The sequence below is a fragment of the Epilithonimonas lactis genome (genome assembly GCF_900110605.1).
Classification (GTDB): domain Bacteria; phylum Bacteroidota; class Bacteroidia; order Flavobacteriales; family Weeksellaceae; genus Epilithonimonas; species Epilithonimonas lactis.
The window spans coordinates 643,439-662,751 of the sequence record NZ_FOFI01000001.1 but is presented as its reverse complement, the minus strand read 5'-3'; the positions used below and the strand labels follow the sequence as shown (position 1 = coordinate 662,751).

The window sequence follows — 19,313 nt, the reverse complement described above, 5'->3', positions numbered from 1 at the left end:
TATAAATTAGCCAGAGAAAAGTCTTTGGCTTAATTTTTTTTAAATCTGAAATAAATGAAAATTGCTGTTTTTCCCGGATCGTTCGATCCCATCACACTTGGACATTACGATATCGTAGAGCGCGCCGTTCCGCTTTTTGACAAGATCATCATCGCCATCGGAAAGAATTCTCAGAAAAAATATATGTTCTCTCTCGAGCAACGCAAGGAATTCATCAGAAAAACTTTTGAAAAATTTCCTAATGTGGAAGTCGATGATTTTGAAGGATTGACCATCGATTACTGTAAAAGTAAAAACGTGAATTTCATTTTGAGAGGCTTGCGAAATCCAGCCGATTTTGAATTTGAAAAGTCAATTGCCCAAACCAACCGAGCTTTGACAAGAGAAAACACCATTGAAACAATTTTCCTTCTGACATCTTCAGGCAAATCATACATCAGCAGTAGCATTGTTCGAGAAATCATCTCTTATGGCGGAAACTATCAGATCATGGTTCCGGATGCGGTGAGAGTGTAATTAAATTTAATTCAGAAAAAATCCACCTTTAGTCTTTTACAATCTCATAACTCAGTCAAAACTGATGGTGAGATTTGCGCAATGTGTTAGAAAATTTATTTAAGATTTTAGAAATATTCAATTGACATTTACATTGTCAAATCATATTGCGATTCAATGATTTATCAAAAAAAACATCATAATTATTTTTTATAATATTCCTTCTAATTGTTTGAAGATCGGGATGAGTGCATTTCCTTTTTCCGTAAGGTAATATTCGATGTGTAACGGCTTCTGTCGGATCACCACTTTTTTCAACAGATCTTCTTCTTCCAATTCTTTCAGGGCAATTGACAGCGACTGTTTGTTTGCGCCTTTTATTTCACGTAATATACTATTGAAGCGCAATGTTGACCTGGTCGCCAGGCTGAATATCTCCGGTTTCAATTTTCCCGAGAGCAATTTCAACAGCTTTTGTGCGGGACACATTTCTTCGTTCTCTACCGAATTAGCGGTAGTCTTCTTTTCTTGACTCATTGTGTTTTTTATTAAAAAAATGCATATTTGGAAACTACAAACAATGCATTTAATTTTTACAAATTTAGTCATTATTGATAATTTTAAGCAACAATTTATAAAACCATATGAATAAATAAAACGTATCCTTCTTCAAAACTTAAAAAGACTCACACGAAACAAAAAACACAATTATGAAAAAAAATTCTCTGCTATGCACCATGGCAGCAATGTCTTTTGCTGTATCCATTCGTGCAAATTCGAGCTCACCAACCGACACGCACAATCTGATGCGCACTGTTTGGGGCAAAATTATCGGGCACAAAAATCCTAATATTGAAAAATCAATTGATCACTTAGGTAATTTTGACACTTTGAAACTGAAATCCAATCAACAGTTACGGTCGGACTTGACGGTAAACATTGGACAAAAGAAAACGATTGAAGATTGGACCAAAGCACCTAACAGCTACATTTTCACAGGAAAAGATGATGAAGGAAATGACGCCGATGGATTGTACATTCCTGTAAAAAAGGCTTATAAGATGTGGCAAAACGACCAACTCATGGGGAATTCTGCCATCCCAACAGGAACTGTCACTGCCGATGTTTATTGGGAAGACGTTCCAGGATTGATAAAATCTGGAGAAAGCTATAGTCTTGCCATCAACGGTTCCGGAGAAGATGCAACCATAGAAGTTCCTATCAATAAGATCAAGAAAGGCAATGCTGTGATTGCTTTTAAAGTGGATGGAATCATCTATTGGTCTTGGCATGTTTGGGTGACCGACGATCCTACGAATGGACCAACCTACAAAAGCTTTGATGCTCTTAAAAGAAGAAAAAATGATGGAACCGTAGAACTCATCCCAGAATCCGATTGGAAATGGATGGACAGAAATCTGGGAGCAACCGGAAGCTCTATCACCTCTGGCAATTGGATCAAAAATGGAGGCCTCCTCTACCAATGGGGAAGAAAAGATCCCATGCCACCATTGCAATATAAAGGCAATGATTTTTATGAAGTTTCTGGATCTGTAGGCCGTGTAAGACATCCTGGCTTTATAGACCATACGAACACTGTCGTTTCACAGAAATTCAATACGTTCTATAAATATGTAAAATTATCCGAAGCCACTGTTCAAAATAATTTGCGATTGTCTGTCAAAAATCCTTTGAGCCTTTTGTACGTCAACAAAGAAGATAATTCGGGACAGGCTTACTACAAAATCCTCAATACAAATACAGATAATTTGAATTGGGCCGTCAATTGGTTCGGAGACATTCCGGGAAGCAATCCTGCCAAATTAAGCGAGCTGAACCTGTGGTCGGACAATTCTATGGGATTGGTCACAGGCCCAAATTACAACGACGATTCCAACGCAGCGCCGTATCGCAACAAATCTCCTTATGACCCATGCCCGAATGGATGGCGAATCCCTTCTATGCTAATAGCAAATCTGGGTGATGACAGAAGACTGGATTTCAGTCCGTACGGTATTAAGAATGACATTAAGCTGAATCAACTGGATTTTATTCCCAATGCTCCAGGATCTACAACTGGAACTTATCTGCATATCATAAAACCAAACGACAACAATACAGCGAATTACCTCAAAGGCTTCAAAGTATATTCCAACTTTGGAGTGGACATGACCAATGTCGGCGGTTACTATATGGGCATGTTTCCAGGTACAGGCGCAATCCTTCGAAAGTACCACGGCGGAAATTATACAGACCAGCACCATACTGGATTGTGGACCTCCACGATGTTGAAATTTGCGGATAATGATCAAGCACCTTCAATCTCTGCTGGTTTACTCTCATTGATACCAGACAAAGGACAATCATCTATTCCTGATCCAAGTTTACCGAACGTTAGCGGACAGTTCTACTACAATCCATTATCTGGAGGTATCACATCAGATGCTGCAGGTTGCAGATGTATCAAAGATCCGCTCCATATTGTAAATGATTACAATTTCCCGACACAATTTATGTATGAAGATTCCTACACGATTGGTGTCAACAATCCGAATAGCTACAATGTTGTAAAGGCTACAACCGAGACCGAGATCAGCATTCCCATCAGCAAAGCATTTTCTGTTCAAAGCCAGTTATTAGGGAACAAGGAGATTCTTTTGCCATCCAATTTCAATGATCTGAAAGTGAATATTCTTTGGAGTGACCGCAATGGTTTGATATCAAAAGTATCCCTTTCCAATCCGAATCCTGGTTCTTTGGCAGATATCTCCCACACCAATATCCTTGTAAAAGTAGCGGCCAATCAAAGCGGTAATGCGTTGGTGACTTTGCATAACGGTAGTACTTCAAATCCGGTTTACTGGAGTTGGCACATTTGGGTATCCAACACACCGTTGACCAGCGTGAATTATAACACTGAATTACCGGTAGCAGAAGCGCCGAATTATGTTAATTATATTAAGCAAGGATTTGTTTTAAAGACAGAGATCATGGATAGAAATCTAGGTGCTCAAGACCAATTTCCAGCGGTTGTAGGAACGCCTAACGCAAGTGACCTCGCTAAAATTAGAGCTTCCGGAGGTCTGCATTACCAATGGGGAAGAAAAGATCCAATCCCTCCTTTTTTCAATATTGGGCAAGGCACGTATAATATTCTCCTAGGAAGTGTAGCCGCTGACGGATCCGTGACCTATCCTACCCAGGTAACTCCAGCAGCTTACAATACCAATTATGTTGTCGAATCAAATGTTTACAGAGATCCATCTAATGCTAATGTATTAGCGGCAGACAAGATCTCTGATAAAATAGCAAAGGTGCTGGCATATTCCGTGGCCAAGCCTTTGGTCTTTATGAAACCAAGCAGCAAACAAATATACAAAGGCGGACAAACGACAGGAACAGATTGGATAAGCACAGAGGCCAATATGGCTGGAGACAGATGGGGACGCGGCGAGAACAAATCTCCTTTTGACCCTTGCCCCGAAGGCTGGAAAATCCCAGACGTTACATCGACATATTTGGCAAATACAAATTATGGCTACACACCTTTCTACAAAAAAGCGGTTAATGAGTCGGCGTACGGAAGTGTTACCGATACATTTCTTGGCCGAGTGTTTAATTACAGCGGGCATTGGGCATTCATCTATGACAACACTGCTTATAAAATCGGCAATTATCCCATTGCAGGCGTAAGGGGAATGAGGCCGGTGAGCATCAATCCTAACAGTACGATCAACTCAACGGTCGATATCGGTTTTTACAAGATCTGGATGGCAGGCCTTTCTGGTGGATACGGAAGACCTATTACGATGGCTGCCAATGTAAGCAGCAGACTTACGCAAACCTATGAAGATGATGCAGATCCCTATTTCGGTGCAAGTTGTAGATGTGTCAAAATCAAAATAGGAGACAACGGAAATGAGCAGGGAGCCATTCCAAAACTGCCCGTAACAGCTGATGGCAATGGACCACCAGATACCTTGACAGCACAAGATGTGAGCGATATGGCTAATAATAAATTAATTATTTTCCCTAATCCCGTAAAGAACTTGCTAAGTTTGGATGCAAAGGATAATAAAGAATACCATTATCAGATCTATAATATGGCTGGACAATTGATCAAGAACGGAAAGTTCAACAATAAGCAAACCGACCTTTCCGACCTTTCAACAGGAAATTATCTTATCAGGATCAATAATTCGGAACATATAATTAAGATCATAAAGCAGTAGGGCAAATAGACAAACTAAAAAAGAGCGGATCAAAACCCGCTCTTTTTATTTTACTTTAAATCTAATATTTCTAATATAAACAAAAAAACCGCCTGAAGTTAGACGGTTTTAAGTGGTTTCTCCAGGGATCGAACCAGGGACACATGGATTTTCAATCCATTGCTCTACCAACTGAGCTAAGAAACCATTGTTTTTTTGAGCAATGAACTCATTTATTAGTTTCAAAATGTCAATTGTAAAAATCAACATCTTATTGTGGTTTCTCCAGGGATCGAACCAGGGACACATGGATTTTCAATCCATTGCTCTACCAACTGAGCTAAGAAACCATCACTCGCATTGTTATTTTGAGTGGTGCAAAAATATAGTCTTTATCCTTACGATGCAAATTATATTGAAAATTAGTCAATATTTGTATGAAAATTACTGATTTTCAGACGATTTTTTTTCAGTTTGTGCTTTGAAAAAATCGCTCAACTCTTCCAAAACTGGTTTTATCGTGTCCTCCGGCAAATCACTGATTCGGATATACATCAATCCATCAATCGCATCGTTGAAGTTTGGATCCACATTAAAGGCGATCATTTTCGCATTTTGCTTAATATATTTCTTGATCAAAACTGGCAATCTAAGCTCTGGCTCCAGGTCATCAATGATCTTATCCAACTTATTAAGGTCAGCATCCATATCTTCAAAAAACAAAGCCTTATCGCGCTCTTTCATCACCACTTTGAATTCATTTTTTGGATGAATGTACTGCGCCACAGCAGAATCGTAATAATGGGAACGCATAAATTCTATCATCAATGACTTCGAAAATTCTGAAAACTTGTTGCTAATACTCACGCCGCCCATCAGGAATTTGTGTTCCGGATTTCTCAAACAGACGTGTACAATTCCTCTCCAAAGCAAGAATAAAGGAAAAGGTTTTTGTTGATATCCTACAGAAACGTAGGCGCGTCCCATCTCGATCACTTTTCGGAAAAACGGTTGAAGCTCTGGATCATACTCAAAGAGTGAACTGGTGTAGAATCCATCGATCCCAAACTTCTTCATCACCTCTGAACCCAAAGCCATCCTGTACGCACCAACCAGTTTTTTTGCGGCATTGTCCCACATAAAAAGATGGTGGTAATGGTTGTCATATTCATCCAGGTCAAAAGGCAGATTGGTACCTTCTCCAATTGCTCGGAAAGTGAGTTCTCTCTGTCGCCCGATCTCCCTCATGATGGAAGGGATCTCTTCTGATTTTGTGAAAAACACGTCGTAATCTCCGTGGGAAAAGAGCTTTTTGTTTTCTGCAGCTTTCAGGATCTCTATTTCTCTTATCAGATCCTCGGTTGGCGTTTCATCAATAATATTCTGAACGATATTATTTTGCTTCACCAATGGATTTTTGAGCGACATATTTGGGAGTTTCAGCTTTTCGGTAATGCTTTTTCTTTTTTCATAATAAGATTTGAGCATATAGACTTTGTTGTAAAGATAATCGCCCAATTCTTCTATGCTTTCCTCTTCCTGCAGCTGTTTTACAGATATAGCTTTCCCAATTCTGATCCTGATCGGTTTATCTCTCTTTCGCATCATTTCTGTCGGCAGCATCAGGGTTTGTAGGTCTGGATGCAGCTTGGCGACATTATAAAAGATTTTGCTGTTGGTCGCATGGAAATACATCGGAACCACAGGCACTTTTGCTTTCTTGATGATCTTCAAAGCGGTTTTGCCCCAAGGTCTGTCTAGGATTTCACCGTATTCATTATTTTTATTGGAGACTTCACCCGCGGGGAAAATTCCGAGACAACCACCTTCTGACAAATGTCTGAAAGTCTCTCTCATCCCGGTTGAGCTGCTGTACGCATCTTTTCTTTCTTCAAATGGATTGACGGAGATCACAAAAGGATCCATCGGTTTTATCTTAGACAGGAGAAAATTTCCCATCACTTTGAAATCTGGACGAACGCGCAAGATGATTTTGCACATCAAAATCCCATCCAATGCGCCTAGCGGATGATTGGAAACAATGATGAACGGTCCGGTTTTAGGAATTTTTGCAAGATCTTCTTCGAAGACGATGTAACTCAGTTCTTGTTCTCTTACAAATTCATCAAAAAACTCGACGCCTTTTGTATGAATCAATTTGTTATAAAGTGCATTGACCTCATTTATTTTTGTAAGATTCATGATCGCGGACGCAACGGGTCTCTTGAGAAAACCAATTTTATCGAGTCCGGCTGCTTTTATCAAGTCTTCTTTGGAAATTAAGCTCATAGTGTTTTTACATGGTTACCATTTGGAAGGTTTTTTTCGAGATCTGCTCCAGAAGTACTTTTTTGTCTTTGTAGAATTTCTCCAACTTGTCCAGTTCCGCATTTCTTACGGTGAACAAGGATACATTTTTCGTCATTTGAGTGATGAAACTCTGTTGCAATTCTTCATTGAATTCATTCGCCGTTCCAAATTTGTCTTCCAAACATAAAGCTAATGAAATTGCCGAATTCTGCATCAAAGAAACTTTAATTTTATATTTAGCCAAAAGTGTAAAGATCAAACTGATGTGATCCTCGGCTATGAAAGAAAAATCTCTCGTTTCAACATTCAGCAAAGTTTGATTTTCCTTGAGGATGTAACTTTCCACAGATTCGTTCTCTGCAGAGTTCCCCACTTTGGTTCCCGGTTCCTTTGGTTCTACAAAAGATTTTACAAAGAATGGAATATTTTTCTGTTTAAGCGGCTGCAAAGTTTTTGGGTGAATGACGGATGCACCGTAATAAGCCATCTCGATTGCCTCTTCGTAAGAAATGAAGGACAACAATTCCACGTTATCAAATTTCCTAGGATCGCCGGTCATCACACCTGGAACATCTTTCCAGATCGTCATCTCGTCTGCATTAAGGCAATAAGCGAAAATCGCAGCGGTGTAATCGGAACCTTCTCTTCCTAAAGTAACTGTGAAATTATTGGTTTCAGAACCGATAAATCCCTGAGTGACATAACAATTGATCTTATCCAACTTGGAAATATTCTGTTCAGTTTCCTGCCAGTTCACGATTCCTTCTCTGTAATTGCTGTCGGTTTTGATGTAATCTCTCGCATCCAACCAATGGTTAAAGAATTGAATTTCATTAAGATATTCGCTTAATATTTTAGAAGAGATCATCTCCCCACAACTTACAACCTGATCGTAAACGAAATTGTAATTCGGTGATTTGTTTCTTCTAAGGAAAGAGTCGATGTCATCAAAAAATAATGAGATCTCGCCAAAAACCTGATGATTCTCAGAAAATAAACCTTTGGCGATGGCGATGTGGTCGTTCTTTATCAGTTCGATCTCCTTCTGGTAATCCTGTTTCTTGAAGTAATACTCCACGACTTTTTCCAAAGCATTCGTGGTCTTTCCCATGGCAGAAACTACCAACAGACATTTTTCAAACCCTTGCGTTTCCAGAACCAAGGCCACATTTTTCACACCTTCTGCATCTTTTACAGATGCACCCCCAAATTTGTAGATTTTCATTAGATTTTTTAACCGTTAAATCAATTATAATAAGATAAAAAGACTGTTAAATTTTTATTAACCCACAAAAATATTAATAATGAACGAAATATAAAAATTGCACCTTGCTTTTTTTAATGACTCAAAATGAAACATTAAACCATATTAATAGGATTATGATAATTATCATCAATTAGTGATAAATTTTGTTTCATTTAATTAAAAAATATGATAGTTTTGTAAATCTCAAAAATAAATCCATGTCAAAACAAGCTTTGCAAACTTTAGGAGAATTCATCATCGATAAACAAGATGATTTCAAATATTCCACCGGAGAACTTTCCCGTCTTATCAGTTCTATCAGAATTGCGACCAAAATCGTTAACCGCGAAGTGAACAAAGCCGGAATTGCAGACATCATCGGGAACGTTGGAAACATGAATATCCAAGGTGAAGATCAGCAAAAGTTGGATGTTTTGGCCAATGATATCTTCATCGCCGCGCTTTCCCAAAGAGAAGTTGTATGCGGCATCGCATCAGAAGAAAGTGATGATTTCATCGAGGTGAAATGCACAGAAAATGCCCACCTTAGCAAATATGTTGTTTTGATCGATCCTTTGGACGGTTCTTCCAACATCGACGTGAACGTTTCTGTGGGAACGATTTTCTCTATTTACAGAAGAGTGTCCGATCCAGGAAGCCCAGTAGAATTGAGAGATTTCTTACAAAAAGGTGTGAATCAGGTGGCTGCAGGCTATGTGGTTTACGGTTCTTCTACAATGATCGTCTACACGACAGGAAATGGCGTGAATGGATTTACTTTGGATCCCTCTATCGGAACTTATTATTTATCTCACGAGAACATCAAATTCCCAACGATGGGAAAGATCTATTCCATCAATGAAGGAAATTATGCCAAATTTCCTCAAGGTGTGAAAGATTACATCAAATATTGTCAGGAAGAAGAAGGCGACAGACCTTATACTTCAAGATATATTGGATCTTTGGTTTCAGATTTTCACAGAAATATGTTGAAAGGTGGAATCTACATCTATCCGCAAACTTCACATTCACCAAATGGAAAATTGCGATTGCTCTACGAGGCCAATCCAATGGCTTTCTTAGCAGAACAGGCTGGCGGAAAATGTAGCGACGGTTTCAAAAGGATCATGGAGATCGAGCCAACAGAATTGCATCAGCGTGTTCCGTTTTTCTGCGGAAGTGCCGCAATGGTGACGCAGGCTGAGGAATTTATGGCAAAAGCTGTCAGCAAAAATTAGAATTAAAATTTTAAACTATACAAAAGACCGATTTTCTCGGTCTTTTCTTATTTTTGTAGGATGAAGACTGCGACATTCAACCAATACATTCTTAATTTCAAACAGCCAAGTGGAACCTCGCGAGGTATTTTGAATACGAAAGAAACTTATTTCATAGAAATTACCGAAGACGACAAAAAAGGAATTGGAGAATGTGCACTTTTCCGAGGATTGAGTTTTGATGACGACGAAGATTACGAAGCCGCTTTGGAATGGGCTTGTCGGAACATCAATTTGAGTTTGGAAGAATTGAAGGAAGAATTGGTGAATCATCCATCAATTATTTTTGGGATAGAACAAGCGCTTGCCAATTTGAAACACCAAGGCAATCTTTATTTCCCGAGTGATTTTACTGAAGGTAAAGATTCAATTAAAATCAATGGTTTGATCTGGATGGGAAATGCAGCGTTTATGCAATCTCAAATTCAAGAAAAATTAAAAGATCATTTCACTTGTATCAAACTGAAGATCGGCGTGGACTGGCAATCGGAAAAAGAAGTGATCAAATCAATAAGAAATAAATTCCCGAAAGAACAAATCGAACTTCGTGTGGACGCAAACGGTGCTTTCTCTCCGGAACAGGCAAAATTGGTTTTGGAAGAATTGGCAGAGTTAGAAATCCATTCTATAGAACAGCCAATACAAGCCGGAAACTGGAAAGCGATGGCCGAACTTTGTAAAAATACACCAACGCCAATTGCTCTCGATGAGGAATTAATAGGCGTTCTAAATATCGAATCAAAAAAAGAACTTCTGAAGGCGATCAAACCTCAATACATTATTTTGAAGCCAAGTTTGATCGGTGGTTTTTCCGGTTCAGATGAATGGATCGATTTGGCAGAAAAAAACAACATCGATTGGTGGATCACTTCCGCCTTGGAAAGCAATATCGGACTGAACGCCATCGCACAATATACTTACAACAAAAAGAATCCAATGCCGCAAGGTCTGGGAACTGGCGGATTATTTACCAATAATTTTCCAAGTCCACTGATTCTAAAAGGCGAAAATCTGTGGTTTAAAAATTGATTTTGCAAACAAAACAGCAATAAGCCTTTTCCTTTTCAAATTTTATAGTAACTATTTCTTAAATTTGATGACATATAATTTTATTAGTCATTAATTTTTCGGAAATGAAATTAAAAGTTTTAGGTCTTCTATTTGCCAGTGTTTTTGTTGGTGCTCAAAATATTCAAAACAATCCTGGGAGCAATCACGGGAATAAGTTTGAACAACTCGGCACAATCCTTCCAACGCCAAATACTTACAGGACGGCTTCTGGTGCGCCAGGAAATCAATATTGGCAGCAACGTGCGGACTACGATATTTCCGCCTATTTGGACGAAGACAAAAGAAATCTTAAAGGTTCCGAAACGATTACTTATTATAATAATTCTCCCGACACTTTAGAATACCTGTGGCTTCAACTGGATGAGAATCAGCAATCTTCTGTAAAAAATGCAGATTACCCTTCCTCTTCCACTCTACCCAAAGCAGCAAACATCGATAGATTAAAAACATCTGAACTTCCTGCAAAAGACGATGGCTACGGTGTAAATCTAGAAAAAGTGACCGACGCCAACAGTTCGCCGATCAAATATGTCGTGAACAAAACGATGATGCGGATCGACCTGGCAAAACCTTTGAAAGCTGGAGAGAAATTCACCTTCAAAGTGGACTGGAACTACAACATCCCGAACCGAATGGAAAAAGGCGGTCGTGGTGGTTACGAAAACTTCCCGGAAGATGGCAATGACCTTTACACGATGACACAATGGTATCCGAGAATGTGCGTTTACAGCGATTTCCACGGTTGGCAAAACCATCAATTTACAGGTCGTGGCGAGTTCGCATTGGTTTTTGGAAACTTCAAAGTTTCTATGAATGTTCCAGCGGATCACATCATTGGAGGAACTGGTGTTTGCAAAAATTATGACCAAGTTTTGACTTCGGCTCAATTGGCAAGATACAGACAAGCTGAAAATTCTAATGAGCCCATCGAAATCGTAACACTTGATGAAGCTAAAAAAGCAGAAAAGAACAAATCCAAGGAAAGAAAAACCTGGAAATTCGAGGCGGAAAATGTGCGTGACTTTGCTTGGGGTTCATCAAGAAAATTCGTTTGGGACGGCATGAAAGTTTTGATCCCAGAAAACAACAATAAGGTGATGGCGATGAGTTTCTACGGAAAAGAAGCTTACGGACTTTACAGAAAATTCTCTACGAAAGCGGTGGCTCACACCATCAAAACCTATTCAGAATTCACGATTCCTTATCCATATCCAGTGGCGCAGTCTGTTGAGGCTTCCAACGGAATGGAATATCCGATGATCTGTTTCAATTATGGACGAACTGAAAAAGACGGAACCTATTCTGAAGCCATCAAAAACGGAATGTTGGGCGTGATCATCCACGAAGTTGGACACAACTTTTTCCCAATGATCATCAACTCAGACGAGAGACAATGGTCTTGGATGGATGAAGGTCTTAATACTTTTGTTGAATATTTGACCGAGGAGAAATGGGACAATAAATTCCCTTCGAAACGTGGACCAGCTTGGACCATCGTAGATTACATGAAACTTCCGAAAGACGAATTGGAACCGATTATGACCAACTCAGAAAACATCGCTCGTTTTGGACCAAACGCATATTCCAAACCAGCCACTGGATTGAATATCCTTCGTGAAACCATTATGGGCAGAGAACTTTTTGATAAAGCCTTCAAAACTTACGCGCAAAGATGGGCATTCCGCCATCCAGAACCTGCAGACCTTTTCCGAACAATGGAAGATGCGAGCGGCGAAGACCTGGATTGGTTTTGGAGAGGTTGGTTCTACAGCACAGACCCTGTAGATATCGCTATTGACAAAGTTTCTATCGCAACACCAGATTACGATGCAACGCCAAAAGAAGCAACGGAAGTAAAATATAAAACCGATGCGCCAGCGCTTAACGAGTTTGAAGACATCTCGAAAGTTAGAAACAGAGATGAGAAGATCAAATTCTATGTGGATGGCGACAAAGAGGTTCAGGATTTCTATTACAGATATGACCGAGGCGAGGAAAAAGTGGATACATCTAAAGAGTATACTTTAAAAGCTCCAGCTACTGACAAACTATCACCTCAGGATAAGTCTCAAGGAATCAAAAATAATATCACTGCTTATCAAATCGATTTTAAGAACAAAGGCGGATTGGTAATGCCGATCATTCTGGAGTTCACTTTTGAAGATGGCTCCAAATTGAATGACAAAATCAATGTTCAGATCTGGAGATCCAATGAGCAGAAAGTTTCTAAAACTTATTATTTCGGAAAAAAAGTAAAATCCATCCAATTGGATCCAATGAAAGAAACCGCTGATATTGACACTTCCAACAATTATTGGGCAGCAACGTCATCCACAGAAGCACCTTCGAAGTTTCAGATTTTCAAACAAGCTCAAAGAGAGACCGCAAGAGGCGGCGCGAGCGGGAAGGTGAATCCGATGCAGGCTGCAGGAAAGAAAAATTAATTCATTAAAACTTAAAAAAGTCATTCAAAACCGAATGACTTTTTTTCTGCCAAAATTTCAGCATCAAGAATAAAACTCTGCCAAATAGAACATCCATCTTCCAACTTCCAACTTCCTTCATCATTGGCACATTCTTGGAGATGTAGGAATGAGAATAAATATTAAAAAATCAAATATAATTATGTCAGTAAATTTCAAACCATTAGCGGACAGAGTTTTGGTAGAACCAACACCTGCAGAAACTAAAACAGCATCAGGAATCATCATCCCAGACACTGCAAAAGAAAAACCTCAGGAAGGAACAGTTGTAGCAGTTGGTCCAGGAAAAGTAGATGAGCCAACCACTGTAAAAGTTGGTGACAAAGTGCTTTATGGAAAATATTCAGGAACAGAACTTAAGTTTGAAGGGAAAGATTATCTTATCGTGAAAGAGGGAGATCTACTTGGAATTATTGGGTAAAAAATTTGTAAAAAGTAAAATGTATTTACGAAAAATGATTTAAATTTTCGTGAATACAACATTCATTAATACATTGTACAAAGTACATTAATACAACAAAAAATGGCAAAAGAAATTAAATTCGATATTGAATCAAGAGACGCTTTGAAAAGAGGTGTTGACGCATTGGCAAATGCAGTTAAAGTAACTTTAGGACCAAAAGGTAGAAATGTTGTCATCGAAAAATCTTTCGGTGCGCCACACGTTACAAAAGATGGTGTGACCGTTGCAAAAGAGATCGAACTGGAAGACAGAGTAGAAAATATGGGTGCTCAAATGGTGAAAGAAGTTGCTTCTAAAACCAATGACATCGCTGGAGACGGTACAACGACCGCTACAGTGCTTGCTCAGGCTATCGTAAGAGAAGGTCTTAAAAACGTTGCCGCTGGTGCAAATCCAATGGACTTGAAGAGAGGAATCGACAAAGCTGTTTTGGCAGTGGTTGAAAACCTTAAATCTCAGTCTCAGGAAGTGGGGAACAACTCAGAAAAAATCAAACAAGTGGCTTCTATCTCTGCAAACAATGATGATACGATCGGTTCATTGATCGCTGAAGCTTTTGGAAAAGTTGGGAAAGAAGGTGTGATCACTGTTGAGGAAGCAAAAGGAACGGATACAACTGTAGATGTTGTAGAAGGAATGCAGTTTGACAGAGGTTTCCAGTCTCCATATTTCGTGACAAATCCTGAGAAAATGGTAGTTGAATTGGAAAATCCTTATATCTTGTTGGTTGAGAAAAAAATCTCTTCGATGAAAGAATTATTGCCAGTTCTTGAGCCAGTTGCTCAAGGTGGAAAATCGCTTTTGATCATCTCTGAAGAAGTTGAAGGTGAAGCTTTGGCAACTTTGGTAGTGAACAAATTGAGAGGTTCTCTTAAAATTGCGGCTGTGAAAGCGCCAGGATTTGGTGACAGAAGAAAAGCAATGTTGGAAGATATCGCAATCTTAACTGGTGGAACTGTAATCTCTGAAGAAAGAGGTTTCAACATGGAAAACATTACCATCGATATGTTGGGAACTGCTGAGAAAGTAGTGATCGACAAAGACAATACAACCCTTGTAAATGGTGGTGGCGAAGAAGCTCAGATCAAAGGAAGAGTTTCTCAGATCAAAGCTCAGATGGAGACAACGACTTCTGACTATGACAGAGAAAAACTTCAGGAGAGATTGGCTAAATTGGCTGGTGGTGTTGCTGTACTTTATGTAGGTGCTGCTTCTGAAGTAGAAATGAAAGAGAAAAAAGACAGAGTTGATGATGCATTGCACGCAACTAGAGCTGCTGTTGAGGAAGGAATCGTTGCCGGTGGTGGTGTTGCTCTGGTAAGAGCGGTTGCTGCCCTTAACTTCGAAGGTTCAAATGCTGACGAAACGACTGGTATCAAGATCATCAAAAGAGCGATCGAAGAGCCATTGAGACAGATCGTGACCAATGCTGGAGGCGAAGGTTCTGTGATCGTTGCGAAAGTAGCGGAAGGAACTGGAGATTTCGGTTACAACGCGAAAACTGACGAATACGTGAATATGCTTGAAGCTGGAATCATCGATCCAACTAAAGTAACAAGAGTTGCTTTGGAAAACGCAGCTTCTGTTTCTGGAATGCTATTGACAACTGAATGTGTGATCACTGAAGTGAAAAGTGCTGAACCTGCAATGCCAATGGGCGGCGGGATGCCAGGAATGATGTAGTAGTCAACGACAACTAAATATATAAAACCGTTCAGATTTTTCTGAGCGGTTTTTTTTGTTCTAATGATAAAATTAATTTGTAATTAAATTCACAAAATATTCGGGAGTTTTCAGCAGATTTTTTATTTTTATTAAAAATTAATAACCAATTAAATTCCTATGCTGATTCAAACTTCAAATGATTTTCGGAAAAAAGGTCAAGCCGCCATTTTTTCTATCATTCTATTCGTTATTGTTTACATCTTACTTTTCATTTCCGCTATTGCGTTGACGGCTGCTTGCGTGACTGGCGGAATCATGTTGATTGCGGCAAAACCCATGTTTTTCACTTTGATGATCGGACTTGGACTTGCCAGTTTCGGATTGCTCATCTTCTATTTCTTGATCAAATTCCTTTTCAAAAAACACATCAACGATAGAAGTTATCTCACAGAGATCACCCAAAAAGATGAACCCGAACTTTTTGCCATGATCAGCGAAATTGTGAAAGAAACGGAAACTGATTTTCCGAAAAAAGTTTACCTGAGTTATGATGTCAATGCGAGTGTTTTCTACGATTCCAATTTTTGGAGCATGTTTTTACCCATCAAGAAAAATCTGACGATTGGAATCGGACTTGTGAATGTTTGTACAAAACAGGAACTGAAAGCAATCCTTGCCCACGAGTTCGGACACTTTTCCCAACGGTCGATGAAAGTCGGAAGTTATGTTTACAACGTGAATCAAATTATTTTTAATTTGGTGAATGACGACGAATCTTACAGAAACACGATTCAAAGTTGGGCCAGCGCAAGTGGTTATTTTGCGATCTTCGCAGAGCTGGCACTGAAGTTTACCAGAGGAATCCAATGGATCCTGGCCAAGATGTATTCTTATGTCAACATCCGTCACATGGCACTTTCCAGAGAGATGGAGTTCCATGCGGATGAAGTTGCGGCCAATATTGCGGGATCAATAGCTTTGGAAGAATCACTGCTGAGAATGGATCTGGCAGATAATTCTTACAATAATGTTCTTAATTTCTACGATGCCAAGATCCAGGAAAACAAAGCCAGCAAAAATATTTACAAGGAACAGGCTTTCGTCATGGGATTTTTGGCCAAGGAAAGTGAATTGGAAATGAAACATGATCTTCCAGTCGTAAAACTTGAGGAAGCAGGAATTTTCAACAAATCCAAACTGAATATAGAAAACCAATGGGCGTCGCATCCATCCACAGAAGACCGCGTTGCCAGACTTAGAAAACTGAATATCCAAAAAGAATCTGATAATGTTCCAGCAAGGTCATTATTCAAAAACTTTGAACAAACCGAGGAGAAGTTGACCCAAAAATTATTCTCAAATGTGCAGTACGAAAGCGAACGATCCAATTTGGAATTTGATCACTTCAAAGAAGAATTTGAAGCGAATTACAACAAAGATACTTTTGACAAGATTTTCAACAACTATTACGACAACAAAAGTCCGGACCGTTTTGATCTGGAAACATCCAATCCTTCCAATGAAAATCTAAGTTTCGAAGAACTTTTTGGCAAAGACAAAGTTGAAATTGCGTACAATTTGATAGCGTTGGAAAATGACAAAAGCACGATCGAGGCCATCTCAAAAAAAGAATTGGACATTAAAACATTCGATTACGACGGGACAAAATACAAAGCTTCCGAAGCCAAAAATCTGATTCCAAAACTGGAAAGTGAGATCGCATCTTTGAAGGAAGAAGTGACTGAGAATGACATCAATATCTACCATTATTTTCTCAAGCTTTCGAAAGATCAGAACAGCGAATATGAATTCCGAACGCGCTATTCAGACTTTGCAAACTATGAAAAATCCTATGAAGACCGATTCAAATTGTATCTGGAGCTCAATGAGGCATTTTCTTTTGTAAGTATCACAACACCTTTTGATCAGATCAAAAAGAATTTTAGAAAGCACCAGCCTTTAGAATCAAAACTAAAAGAAGAGATCAAACAGATCTTGGCGGATCCTAATTTCGAGACCGAGATCACTGAGCAAAGCCGAAAAGACCTGGATTATTATTCCAAAAACGATTTGATCTATTTTAACAACAACGAATACTTCAATGATAATCTGCAGCATCTTTTTTTCGCGATCAACAATTATCAGTATTACCTCGGAAGAAATTTTTTCCTGCTGAAAAAAAAGCTCATCGACCAAATGTCTGGCTTGGAAAAGAAAAGAGTTCAGCCTGAGATTTCATCACTTTAAATTTCAAAAACCGTTCAATGATTCTGGGCGGTTTTTTTGTAGATTTTCGTCTCCGAAATAAAATCGATAATTTTAGAGTCATCATTGATCTAATTAAAAATAAAACTACCAGTTTTTTTATAATTCAATAACCAAAACTGACATTAATGAAAAAACTAAACACCAATACCATCTTCGCTTCCACAATTGCTTTGCTTGCTTGGTTTTGCGTGATACTCCAATTCTACATCACAGAGGGAACTTTTTCGAATGTGATAAGTTATTTTACAATTTTAAGCAATCTATTGGTTGCGCTTAGTTTGACTTTTTCAACATTTTTCCACGGAACGAAACTGGGAAATTTTTTCGCCAGCCTTTCCGTCAAAACAGCAATCGCGCTCTACATTTTCGTCGTTTTTGTAGTTTATAATATCGTTTTGCGTGGCATTTGGAAACCCACCGGCTGGCAATTGTTCTTGGATAATATGCTGCACGTCGTCATTCCGATTTCATATATTTTGTTTTGGATACTCTTTGTCAAAAAACAAAAATTGCGTTGGAAGCACGGATTTTTTTGGTTGATCTTTCCATTAATTTATTTGATCTATTCTCTGATCCGTGGTGCCATCGTGCATTGGTATCCCTACCCTTTTTTGGATGCTCAGAAACTTGGTTATGAACAGGTCAGTATCAATATTGTGTTGATGCTTTTCGTATTTTTAGCCAGCGGATCTGCGCTCATTGCTATTAACAATAGATTTGAAAAACATTAATTAATTTAAATTTCATCAAAATGAAAAAGAAAGATCTGGAAAAATACATTAAGAATATCGGTAATCCAAACGAATATTCTGATAGCAAATATCTCGTTTACGTCGAGCTTTACAAGGCGGACAAAAAGCTGAAGAAGATAATATCGGAACATTGCAAAGTCATCAAAGAACTGGAATTTGGATATTTGTGCGAGGCCAACCTGCAGGCGATTCCGGAAATCACAAAATCTTTGTCTCTGAAAAATCACGCGGTCTATCAGATCGTGAGATTGGTGAAACTTTCTTGATATTTAAAATCAATCTTAATGAAAAAATGATTTTGAAAATTGAAAAACGTCTTAAAAAACAAATGATCATAAATTAAAAATTACAATTTTTCTTTTTATAAAACCACCACAACTTCCAATATTCTAGCAATTTGAGAGAAAATATTTAATCAAAACCAACAATCCAGCGTTTTCTGCAGTTGCGACTTTGGATATTTTTTATTATATTGAAATTCAAAAATAAATCAAATTATGCCGAGAAGTACGAAAATCCTGCTGTTATGCTGTCTGTCAATATTTTTATTTTCCTGCAAGGAGAACGAACGCGAAAAACAGCTGGATGCAAGGGAAAAACTCTTGTCTGAAAAAGAAAATGTCTTCTCGCAAAAGGAAGCAGAATTTGATGCGCTGTTGAAAATGCGAGACAGTCTCTACGCAAAAAAAGTAGATTCCATCGTGATCCCGACTTGGCCAGAAGACATTCTCGGGAAATGGACCGGAAAGGTGATCTGCACGGAATCCAACTGCTCCGACTACGTGATCGGCGACCAGAGAACGGACATCTGGGAATTTGTGAATGATTCTTTGCAAACTTCGGTCAACGTGTACAGCAAAAACAATCTCGTGCGAACCTACGCCGGAAAGCTGGAAAACAACGAGATCAAACTCAATTTCAAAACCGATTCTACCTCTTCCAAATTGGTTGATATGAACATTTTGCTTAATGAGATCTCGCCCGAAAAGATTCGCGGCAAGAGAACGATCACCGTCAACAACAACTGTTCTGCTGTATTTTCTGTAGAATTGGTACGTCCAAAATAAAAAAC

The 19,313-nt window shown here is 38.8% G+C and carries 14 protein-coding genes and 2 tRNA genes; 11 read left to right on the top strand and 5 right to left on the bottom strand.

What is annotated here, in order from left to right; all coding sequences use genetic code 11:
- Positions 1–54: 54 nt before the first annotated feature.
- Complete coding sequence (gene coaD / locus BMW39_RS03075) at positions 55–516, top strand: pantetheine-phosphate adenylyltransferase (RefSeq protein ID WP_034977099.1); 462 nt, start codon at positions 55–57, stop codon at positions 514–516.
- A gap of 189 nt (positions 517–705) precedes the next feature.
- Here coaD and BMW39_RS03070 read toward each other — a convergent pair whose 3' ends face one another.
- Positions 706–1,032, bottom strand: coding sequence for a winged helix-turn-helix transcriptional regulator (locus BMW39_RS03070; protein WP_051879990.1), 327 nt, complete (start codon positions 1,030–1,032; stop codon positions 706–708).
- Between the two features lie 173 nt (positions 1,033–1,205).
- Here BMW39_RS03070 and BMW39_RS03065 point away from each other — a divergent pair, with 173 nt between their 5' ends.
- On the top strand, positions 1,206–4,727 hold the full coding sequence (locus BMW39_RS03065) for a T9SS type A sorting domain-containing protein (RefSeq protein ID WP_083391872.1): 3,522 nt from the start codon (positions 1,206–1,208) through the stop codon (positions 4,725–4,727).
- A 113-nt stretch (positions 4,728–4,840) separates the two neighbouring features.
- On the opposite strand, the gene BMW39_RS03060 is transcribed toward BMW39_RS03065, so the two are convergent.
- From BMW39_RS03060 to BMW39_RS03045, 4 genes are all read right to left on the bottom strand, one after another.
- A tRNA-Phe gene (locus BMW39_RS03060) sits at positions 4,841–4,913 on the bottom strand.
- A 70-nt stretch (positions 4,914–4,983) separates the two neighbouring features.
- Positions 4,984–5,056: transfer RNA gene (locus BMW39_RS03055), tRNA-Phe, on the bottom strand.
- A 94-nt stretch (positions 5,057–5,150) separates the two neighbouring features.
- A complete protein-coding gene (locus BMW39_RS03050) occupies positions 5,151–6,995 on the bottom strand; it encodes a lysophospholipid acyltransferase family protein (RefSeq protein WP_034977094.1) in 1,845 nt (614 codons plus the stop codon).
- Between the two features lie 7 nt (positions 6,996–7,002).
- Positions 7,003–8,241 carry an aspartate kinase gene (locus tag BMW39_RS03045; RefSeq protein WP_034977092.1) on the bottom strand — a complete coding sequence of 413 codons (1,239 nt, stop codon included), beginning with the start codon at positions 8,239–8,241 and terminating at the stop codon, positions 7,003–7,005.
- Between the two features lie 239 nt (positions 8,242–8,480).
- On the opposite strand from BMW39_RS03045, the gene fbp reads away from it, so the two are divergent.
- The 9 genes from fbp (at position 8,481) to BMW39_RS03000 (ending at position 19,308) form a co-directional block, all read left to right on the top strand.
- Positions 8,481–9,500 carry a class 1 fructose-bisphosphatase gene (gene fbp / locus BMW39_RS03040; protein WP_034977088.1) on the top strand — a complete coding sequence of 340 codons (1,020 nt, stop codon included), beginning with the start codon at positions 8,481–8,483 and terminating at the stop codon, positions 9,498–9,500.
- Positions 9,501–9,560: 60 nt separating this feature from the next.
- On the top strand, positions 9,561–10,568 hold the full coding sequence (locus tag BMW39_RS03035) for an o-succinylbenzoate synthase (RefSeq protein WP_034977085.1): 1,008 nt from the start codon (positions 9,561–9,563) through the stop codon (positions 10,566–10,568).
- 104 nt (positions 10,569–10,672) lie between these two features.
- Positions 10,673–13,054, top strand: a complete 2,382-nt coding sequence (locus BMW39_RS03030; protein ID WP_034977082.1) for a M1 family aminopeptidase — start codon at positions 10,673–10,675, stop codon at positions 13,052–13,054.
- A 181-nt stretch (positions 13,055–13,235) separates the two neighbouring features.
- A complete protein-coding gene (locus BMW39_RS03025; protein ID WP_034977079.1) occupies positions 13,236–13,514 on the top strand; it encodes a co-chaperone GroES in 279 nt (92 codons plus the stop codon).
- A 102-nt stretch (positions 13,515–13,616) separates the two neighbouring features.
- A complete protein-coding gene (groL, locus tag BMW39_RS03020; protein ID WP_034967137.1) occupies positions 13,617–15,239 on the top strand; it encodes a chaperonin GroEL in 1,623 nt (540 codons plus the stop codon).
- A gap of 159 nt (positions 15,240–15,398) precedes the next feature.
- Complete coding sequence (locus tag BMW39_RS03015; protein ID WP_034977076.1) at positions 15,399–17,468, top strand: M48 family metallopeptidase; 2,070 nt, start codon at positions 15,399–15,401, stop codon at positions 17,466–17,468.
- A 146-nt stretch (positions 17,469–17,614) separates the two neighbouring features.
- Complete coding sequence (locus BMW39_RS03010; RefSeq protein WP_034977073.1) at positions 17,615–18,220, top strand: Pr6Pr family membrane protein; 606 nt, start codon at positions 17,615–17,617, stop codon at positions 18,218–18,220.
- 20 nt (positions 18,221–18,240) lie between these two features.
- Complete coding sequence (locus tag BMW39_RS03005; protein ID WP_034977070.1) at positions 18,241–18,507, top strand: hypothetical protein; 267 nt, start codon at positions 18,241–18,243, stop codon at positions 18,505–18,507.
- A gap of 231 nt (positions 18,508–18,738) precedes the next feature.
- A complete protein-coding gene (locus BMW39_RS03000; RefSeq protein WP_034977067.1) occupies positions 18,739–19,308 on the top strand; it encodes a hypothetical protein in 570 nt (189 codons plus the stop codon).
- Positions 19,309–19,313 lie beyond the last annotated feature (5 nt).